We start from the raw sequence: 8,260 nt of genomic DNA, 5'->3' as shown, positions 1-8,260 counted from the left end.
ACCCAGAGCTACGACGTCACCGTCGATGACGGCAATGGCGGCACGGCCACCGAGACGGTGACGGTGACGATCACCGGCACCAATGACGCGCCGGTGGCTTCGAATGATGTCTATGCGGGTGCGGCGCTTGTGGAGGCGGGATATCTCGTGGCGGGCAACAGCAGCGCCGCGGGCAACGTTCTTGCCAACGACAGCGATGTGGATGCCTCCGACGCTCTATCCGTGCAGGGCGTTGAGGCGGGCGACGCGGTGGCGGGTCCGCCGTTGACCGGCGGGGTGGGCATAAGCGTTCGAGGCGTCTACGGCAGCCTCCTGCTCTCTGCCGACGGGGAATGGACCTACACGCTGGACGACGCAGATCCGGACACCGAGGCGCTTATTACCGGCGAGACCGGTGTCGAGACCTTCACCTACACCGTAGCGGACGGCCGTGGCGGCACTGACAGCGCGGTACTGACGCTGCACGTCAAGGGCTCGGACGACAACGCCCCGCCTGTGGCGGCGGACGATGCCTTCGCTGTGGACGAGGACGTGGTGACGACGCTAGCGGTTCTGGCGAATGACAGTGACCCGAACGCGGGGCAGGTGCTGTCTTTGGCGCGCATCAACGGCGTGGCGGTGGCGGAAGGGGACATGATCACCACGTCGCACGGCACGCTGACGGTGGGGGCGGACGGCACGCTCGCCTATGTTCCTGACGCCCACTACAGCGGGGCGGACAGCTTCACCTACGTGGCCACGGACGGGTTGGAGGAGTCCGCACCCGCGAGCGTGACGGTTGCGGTGGCCGCGGTTGCCGATGCGCCAAACCTGTCGCTCGCCCCTCCGGGCGGGGGTGGGGGGGATCTCGCACCGCAGCCTCTCGCCACCGACGTGCAGGTCAACACCACCACCGCGGACAACCAGCAGTTCTCCGCCGTGGCGGCGCTGGCGGATGGCGGCTGGCTGGTCACCTGGTCGTCCTACTTCCAGGACGGCAGCCACTGGGGCATCTACGCGCAGCGCTACGCGGCCGACGGCACGACCGTGGGCGGCGAGGTGCGGGTCAACACCACTACGGCGGAGAACCAGATCTTCTCCGACGTGGCGGCGCTGGCGGATGGGGGTTGGTTGGTCACCTGGTCGTCCTACGCCCAGGACGGCAGCGGCTGGGGCATCTACGCGCAGCGCTACGCGGCCGACGGCACGACCGTGGGCGGCGAGGTGCAGGTCAACACCAGCACTATGAGCAGCCAGCAATACTCCGACGTGGAGGCGCTGGCGGATGGCGGCTGGCTGGTCACCTGGTCGTCCTACGCCCAGGATGGCAGCGGCTGGGGCATCTACGCGCAGCGCTACGCGGCCGACGGCACGACCGTGGGCGGCGAGGTGCAGGTCAACACCACCACCGCAAACCATCAGATCTACTCCGACGTGGCGGCGCTGGCGGATGGTGGTTGGTTGGTCACCTGGTCGTCCCATAACCAGGACGGCAGCGACTGGGACATCTACGCGCAGCGCTACGCGGCCAACGGCACGGCCATGGGCGGCGAGGTGCAGATCAATACCAACAGCGTGAGCGGCCAAGATTACGCCGCCGTGGCGCCGTTGGCGGATGGCGGCTGGCTGGTCACCTGGTCGTCCTACGCCCAGGATGGCAGCGGCTGGGGCATCTACGCGCAGCGCTACGCGGCCGACGGCACGACCGTGGGCGGCGAGGTGCAGGTCAACACCACCACCGCAAACCATCAGATCTACTCCGACGTGGCGGCGCTGGCGGATGGTGGTTGGTTGGTCACCTGGTCGTCCCATAACCAGGACGGCAGCGACTGGGACATCTACGCGCAGCGCTATGCGGCCAACGGCACGGCCATGGGCGGCGAGGTGCGCATCAACGACGCCACCGCGGGCACCCAATTTCACTACGGTTTCCCTGGCGGCGACATGGCGGCGGTGCTGGTAGGTGGCGACGTCGTCACCGTCTGGGACCAGAATTTCGGAGGCGGCGAGATATTCCTGCGCCGCACCGCGCTTCCTGCCGCCGCGGACGGTGAAGAGGATCAGCCGCTCGCACTTGGGCTTGCGGCGGCCCTGGCGGACACCGATGGGTCGGAGACCTTGCGCCTCGTCCTGTCGGGCTACCCCGCTGGCGCGACCTTCAGCTTCGGCACAGCCGACGGCGCCGTTTGGGTAATCGAGAATGCAGAAAATCTCGACCTCTCCACCCTGGTCATGACCCCGCCCGTGGACTGGAACGGCAGCTTCAAGCTTCAGGTCACCGCCCAGGCAACCGAGACCTCAAACGGCAGCATGGCTGAGACCACCGCCACCGCGACCTACACCATCGCGCCGGTCAACGACGCGCCGGTGGTGCGCGACGAGAGCGCCTTCGCCCGTCTGGGCGAGTCAATCCTGATCGATGTGCTCGCCAATGACACTGATCTCGACGGCGACGCGCTTTCGGTGGTTGGAGTAGTAGGCGACGGATACGGCTCGGTGGCGATAGAAGATGGCAAGCTGCGCTTTACGGCCGGCGGCACCGCGGGCACTGCCACCATCCGTTACGAGGTAAGTGATGGCACCGTCACCAGTACCGGCCAGACCACGGTGACGGTGGGGCGGGCCAGCTCGGCAACGGTGGGCGAAGACGTGTTCCTGCAGGGCAACTACATGGAACTCGGGATCAGTGGAGCGGGCTCGCTCGGTTCGATAAGTTCTGCTCCGGCGGGCTACCATCCGAACATCGGTTCGAGCCTGTCCTATGTAGTTGACCTTGACGGTTGGGACGCGGGCGGTACCGGCTCGCCGCCGCGCAGCGGCGACGCCACCATTCCGGGCGCGCCCGAGGACGCTATCGTGGTCGGCTACCGCACCGGCGGCTCGGTCTTTACCGGGACCGGGGCAAAGCAGATGGGTCTCGACCAGCTCGGTGCTACCACGGTCGACACCAGCGTCGGTCTGGATCTCTCGGCTACCACTACCGGCAAGCTGAACGACGCGCTGGGGGTGAAGCAGGTAATTGCATTGGCACCGGACGCTACCTATTACAGCACCACGGTCACTCTCACGAACCTGACCGGGGGACTGCTCGAGGATGTGCGTTACATGCGCAGCTTCGACCCCGATCAGGATGTGGTGTTCCACGGCACCTACAACACCCTTAACGACGTGCTTGCCCAAGCGGGCGGTGGCAAAGACCTTGCGGTAGCGCAGGCCAAGGGGCCGGCCTCGGGCATCTCGATCAACCTGATCGCAGTGGACGAGGGCGCGCGGGCGTCGAACTTCGGCTTCAGCAACCGCGACCCTTACGCTCTAGCCGCCTTCGCCACTCCCCAGGACCAGAACGGTGCGTCCGTGGATGAGGCGATCACGCTGACGTTTGCAGCGGGCGACCTCGCTGCAGGCGCTAGCGTCACCAAAACGTTCTTCACCTCGATGAACGGCTCAGGCAGCGCGAATGACATGTTCGTGGGTACCCAAGGCGACGACGTAATCAATGTGGGCGCAGGCGATGACTTCGTGTTTGCTCTCGGCGGCGCCGACCAGATCACCTTGGGGGCAGGCGACGACGTGCTTTATTTTGGGCGCGGCGATGGCGAGGACACGGTGACCGACTTCCGCGCCGGCGCCGCTACAGCCGATCGGATCGACGTCAGCGCCTTCAATCTGGGTACACTGGCGGAGATCAAAGCGCGGGCCACGGAGAGCGGGGGTGCCACCATAATCGACTTCGGCGGCGGCGACCGACTGCGGCTGGAGAAGGTTACCCTTGCTTCCCTCAGCATAGACGATTTCATCTTCGCCTAAATTGGAAACGAAGCCTTCAGGAAAGGGCGACGCGGGCACTCGCGCCGCCCTTTACCTTATAGAAGGAAGATTGATCCCATCCCAACTCTTTGGACAAAGGACGCGAGTGTAGCTGGAGAGCCTAATCTTTTTTCCCCGAAGAGCCAGGAGTCCCAGACAAATCCAAGCCAACCCCTAAGCTCGCTGGGCACTAAGAGTGGGGAGGAAGTTCCTTTCTCGCCATACCGCGATCAGCGATCCGCAAACTGGCAGACAAGCGACACCACCTCCGCTTGCCGAGTAGTGCCTGTCTTGTAGTAGACGCTTTTGAGATGACTCCGGATAGTAGCGATGCCCACCCCGAGCCGCTCGGCGATTTCGGCTGGCGCAGCCCCCGCACTTAAGAGGGCACAAACCTTCGACTCCATAGGTGTCAGCTGGTAAAAGCGACTTATCGCCGCAAAGGATCGTACCTCGGTGCGGGATGGCTCTATAATAAGGTGGCATTCCGGCCCTCGGAAGAACTGCTCTCCCATGTCATAGGCAACGCAGATCACCGTGACCCTCGTAGGAGGGGCGGGGGGGCGACCGACGAGAAAACTCCGGGTCGGAAATGTGAAATTGGATCTGCCCCATAGGGCCAAGCAGAAATCAATCCATTCCATAAGGTTGTTATCAATGCAGCGCAGCCTCGAGGTCGGGCTAAGCGCTAGTTCGGTGCTGTTTTCCAAAAGGCGTTGAGCGGCCGAGTTCATGTATCGTACAATTCGGTTTCGGCCCACGGTCACCAAGCAGGCGTCGGAACCCACGCCGCCCTCAGACACAGGTGGTTTAGATGCCTGCCGCCGGTAGAAGTCCATGACCTTCTGCAAGTCCGGCACCACGTGCTGCAAATCGCGCAGGGCGTCCTGATGCTCATGAACGTCAGGTTCGCAGCTGATGACACTCAGCAGCGAATTGTGTCCTCCTTCGCGATGAAGGGTTACCCCGATTGCACCCTTCAGACCCTGCGGGTGGAGCCAGTCGCAGTAGAATTCGGTTTTCTCCAGCTCTGCCCGCGATAACATGTATTGGTCAGGGACAACTAGACCTACTGGGCGCTTGGATGCCCCCTTCATCCAAGGGTTTTTAGGAGCATAGTGCGCATTGTAAGCCAACGTCTTCTCGCTCGTAAGATTCGAAGCTAACGAAAAAGCGCCGGCTTGGCGGTCTATATCATGGAAGAAGAGAGTAGCACGACCTTCGGGTAGGAGTGCGGTCAGCTCAGTCAGAAAAGCTTGCCAGTCGTTTTCTCCTAGTACGGCACCGTATACCAAGCTGCGAAGTCGATCTGCCTTCAACATATTCTTCATAATGAGCACCGCATGCCTACGGCGTGCAGGCTGCCTCACCTTGGGTAAGTTGTCCACCTTCGGAGGCAATAACTGTTGCGCTGCTGTCGTGCTATTATGCCGCGATTCATCGAGGGGGTCACGTCATCTATGCCTCGGCGCAGGCACCAAGCGAAAAACCTGCAGCTACTAATGGGGCTGGCAGGTCTCGAGCATACCGGACAGGAGGGTACGAATTTCCTGAGAATACTCCATCAGCTCGATGTTACCCGTGAAAACTGTGCCGATATCCAACTCGAGTTTCGCGAAGGATTCATTCTTGTCCGCAGGCCAAAGCACGATTTTAAGGTCTTCTTTGGGTGCTGAAATTTCGAGACTCTCGAGAAAATATTTGAGTATCCGAGGTCCGGCCACCTCCCCCGTAAATCCAAAGACGCCTTGCTGATCACGGCGCTCATAGAAGCCGGAGAAAAACTCACGCTTGCCACTGCCATCCACCATGCCAACCAAGTTTGTCTCCTCTTCTCTGCTGAGAAATGAGGGATGGTCTCCATCAATTTCAAACCAGACCGCCGCCCCTTCATCATTACAAAGGATGTTTATTGATCCAATGTCTCGACGATCGACATCCCCATCACGGGTAGCTTCGAAGCTAGCGAACCGTGTTGAGAATTTCTTTCCCCCGCCAATTCTTGAAAATCCGAAGTTGTATTCCTTCATCTGTGGAAAAACCTGATGATGCCGGTAGTTCGCGCAGAGAAGGAACTTGGATTCCGGACCCGGCACCCGACACACTCCACGCTCTTCCAACGCTCTTTCGATACGCCAAGTTTTACGGCAAGTATCTGCGTCAATATCCTCCTCCTTTTTGCACGCATCGGAGGCAGAATCGTACAGGTAGAGCAGCGCGTTTATCGACCGCCTCTCCTCTTCTGCTGAAAGGCTCGATGCAGAAATCGTCAGGGCGGCAAGCGCCAAAAAAACTGCCTTGGCGGAAAGAAAATCGGGAAAAATATAGAAATTAGAAGTGGGCACTTCAGAAAACCTTCGCTTCTGTTGAATGGTGATTCTTTCAAATGATCTCGATATCAGGGGCTTCGTGAGGCGATGTCCTGTGACCTGCCCCCCGCCGGTCCCTCGGTCATAGTGAGAGTTTGCGGGTCTGATGCTCTGGGACCCAACCTTGGACCGCCGGGATCTGAAGTTTTCGGCCGTCTGCAAGAACTATCAGTCAGGGGGTTTTGCCATGCAGAGAGGCCCTGTTATTCAGCTCCCGCACTTCTCTTGAACGAGCCCGTAGATAGCGTCGGCTTCCGGCGGAGGGAACGTAAGGCCATAGGACTCCGACACCCGGGTAAAACGGAGCAGATACTGGCAGTGGAAGCTCGCATCGTCCGGCAGCCATTCGAGCGGTCCCGATGCCCCCTTCTGCCTGTTCGCTGACGCCTCGACGGCGAACAGGTTCACCGGGTCGTTCGCGAAGCGGCGACGCTTCTCTTCCGCCCATGTGTCAGCTCCATGGGCCCATGCATAGGCCAGCGGCACGAGGTGATCGATGTCGAGCGCTGCGGCCTCGAGATGGATCTGCCCTGAATACGGGTCGTTCCAGCGCCCGCGCTCGACGCGGCAGCCGTCACCTGAGTAGCGGACCGGTCCGGTCGACAGCTCGGCCAGGAGCTCATGCCTGGTATTCTGGCAATCACCGTCGTCGTCGGCCCAGCCTCCGAACAGATCCCGGTCGTAGCTGTCGCGTCCGGCCGAGACGATGACGGCGCTGGCGGTCGGCCGGCTCAATGCGGGTGGGGAAGACGCGAGCTCGCAGGCGCCTTGTCCCTTCTTGGGGTGCCGTCCCCCGGCCTCGAGGCAAGCCTGTATGGAGGGATAGGGACGGAAGTTCTTGGTCCGCACATAGTAGGCGCCACCGGGGCAGTGGCAAATTCCCGAGGTCGACATCTTAACCGGATCGGCTGCGCTGAGCGTGGGGATGGTAATGGCCGCGGAGATCGCGATCGCGCGGAGAAAACTCATGGGGCACCTGATCGATAGGATGTGCGCCCATCTGCGCATGACAAGCTCCGGTTGTGTAGGGAAAACTGTTACGCCTGCAGAGCGCCCTGCCTTACCCTCGGAACCGAGACCGTGCGTAGCAGACGAACGACCGAAATCGGATCGCCGTGGTCGACCATCTGCAGGGCGAACGTTCTAGCACGAGCAGCGCGAAAGCCGGCCATGGAGAGCCCCTTTGCTGATCTCGACGGCGCGCTCGAGCAGATGGAAGCGCTAAGGATCGGAACCTAGCGGGACGGGTGACGGCCGCCGCCAAGAAATTTCGGAAAAACCTGTTTCGGATTTTCGCAGAGATGGTTCAATTGACTCGGCAGACCACTGAACACGGATCTGCCCATGACGAATCGCTCTTCCACCCCGCCTGACTTCCAGTCTGAGCCCAGCAGCACCCGTGCCCGACGATTGGCCGGGCAGGAGACCTCGGCCGTCACCGCCCGCCGGACCGTGACGGTCCTCGAGCCGCGCCTGATGGCGACCGGCGCCGACATGCAGGCCTACTTGCAGGTGTCGCGTCCCGCTGCCCGCGCCATTCTCGAGGACCTGCGCATCAAGCCGCTGCCTGGCGGTCGCCATGACCTGCGCGATGTCTGGTTTGCCCTCTGGGGAATCCGGAATGTTCCGGACGAGGGCATTCAGGAGATGCGGACGCCGCTCCTGACCGTGGCAGAGCTCGCTGTCCTGACCGGTGGCTGCGCCCGCACGATCCGCAGGGCAGGGGACAGCCGCTGCCGCCAGTGGCGGTTGCCGCGCCATGTCGATCTCGGCCCGCGCACCCGTCGCTATCTGCGGCCGCTGGTCATGGCCGCCATCTACGATCTCGAGCCCGAGCCGTGGCTCAGCCCGGCGCCGCGCAAGCCCATTCTGCAGAGCGGGCTGGTGGTGAAGACCCGCTTCGCGCCGGCCGGGACGTCCACGAACGGACACAACCGCAGCTAACCGACAATATGACGAAGGCCCGTTCTCTTTCGGCAGCGCCCTTTGAAGGTGGTTGGGGTATGCCGTATAGCAAAGCGCGCCCCGATCCCGCCGCGACATCGCGTCACGCCGCGAACCGCGCCACCATTTCTGTGTTATGAGTTTCGCTCCGGGGCGGCGAC

Annotated in this window: 5 protein-coding genes; 2 read left to right on the top strand and 3 right to left on the bottom strand. The window is 62.1% G+C overall.

Features of this window, described 5'->3' with window-relative positions:
* Positions 1 to 3,786, top strand: a 3,786-nt coding sequence (locus FHS00_RS12980) for an Ig-like domain-containing protein (protein WP_183474417.1), incomplete at its 5' end; no start/stop codon positions are given.
* A 230-nt stretch (positions 3,787 to 4,016) separates the two neighbouring features.
* Here FHS00_RS12980 and FHS00_RS12975 read toward each other — a convergent pair.
* From FHS00_RS12975 to FHS00_RS12965, 3 genes are all read right to left on the bottom strand, one after another.
* Positions 4,017 to 5,117, bottom strand: a complete 1,101-nt coding sequence (locus tag FHS00_RS12975; RefSeq protein WP_183474414.1) for a helix-turn-helix transcriptional regulator — start codon at positions 5,115 to 5,117, stop codon at positions 4,017 to 4,019.
* Positions 5,118 to 5,285: 168 nt separating this feature from the next.
* The gene (locus FHS00_RS12970; protein WP_183474411.1) at positions 5,286 to 6,131 is read right to left on the bottom strand and encodes a hypothetical protein; all 846 of its coding nucleotides are present in this window, start codon (positions 6,129 to 6,131) and stop codon (positions 5,286 to 5,288) included.
* A gap of 231 nt (positions 6,132 to 6,362) precedes the next feature.
* Positions 6,363 to 7,124, bottom strand: a complete 762-nt coding sequence (locus tag FHS00_RS12965) for an HNH endonuclease family protein (RefSeq protein ID WP_183474408.1) — start codon at positions 7,122 to 7,124, stop codon at positions 6,363 to 6,365.
* Positions 7,125 to 7,499: 375 nt separating this feature from the next.
* Here FHS00_RS12965 and FHS00_RS12960 point away from each other — a divergent pair, with 375 nt between their 5' ends.
* Positions 7,500 to 8,099, top strand: a complete 600-nt coding sequence (locus FHS00_RS12960; protein ID WP_183474404.1) for a hypothetical protein — start codon at positions 7,500 to 7,502, stop codon at positions 8,097 to 8,099.
* Positions 8,100 to 8,260: the final 161 nt, after the last annotated feature.

This window comes from Limimaricola variabilis (assembly GCF_014195545.1).
Lineage (GTDB): Bacteria > Pseudomonadota > Alphaproteobacteria > Rhodobacterales > Rhodobacteraceae > Limimaricola > Limimaricola variabilis.
Note: the sequence above shows the minus strand (reverse complement) of the source record. Positions and strands in the feature narration are given on the sequence as shown.

What these genes read in the sequence shown, in the direction of transcription:
- FHS00_RS12975 (WP_183474414.1), bottom strand. Translation starts at nt 5,117, where the DNA reads ATGAAGAATATGTTGAAGGCAGATCGACTTCGCAGCTTGGTATACGGT.
- FHS00_RS12960 (WP_183474404.1), top strand. Translation starts at nt 7,500, where the DNA reads ATGACGAATCGCTCTTCCACCCCGCCTGACTTCCAGTCTGAGCCCAGC.
- FHS00_RS12965 (WP_183474408.1), bottom strand. Translation starts at nt 7,124, where the DNA reads ATGAGTTTTCTCCGCGCGATCGCGATCTCCGCGGCCATTACCATCCCC.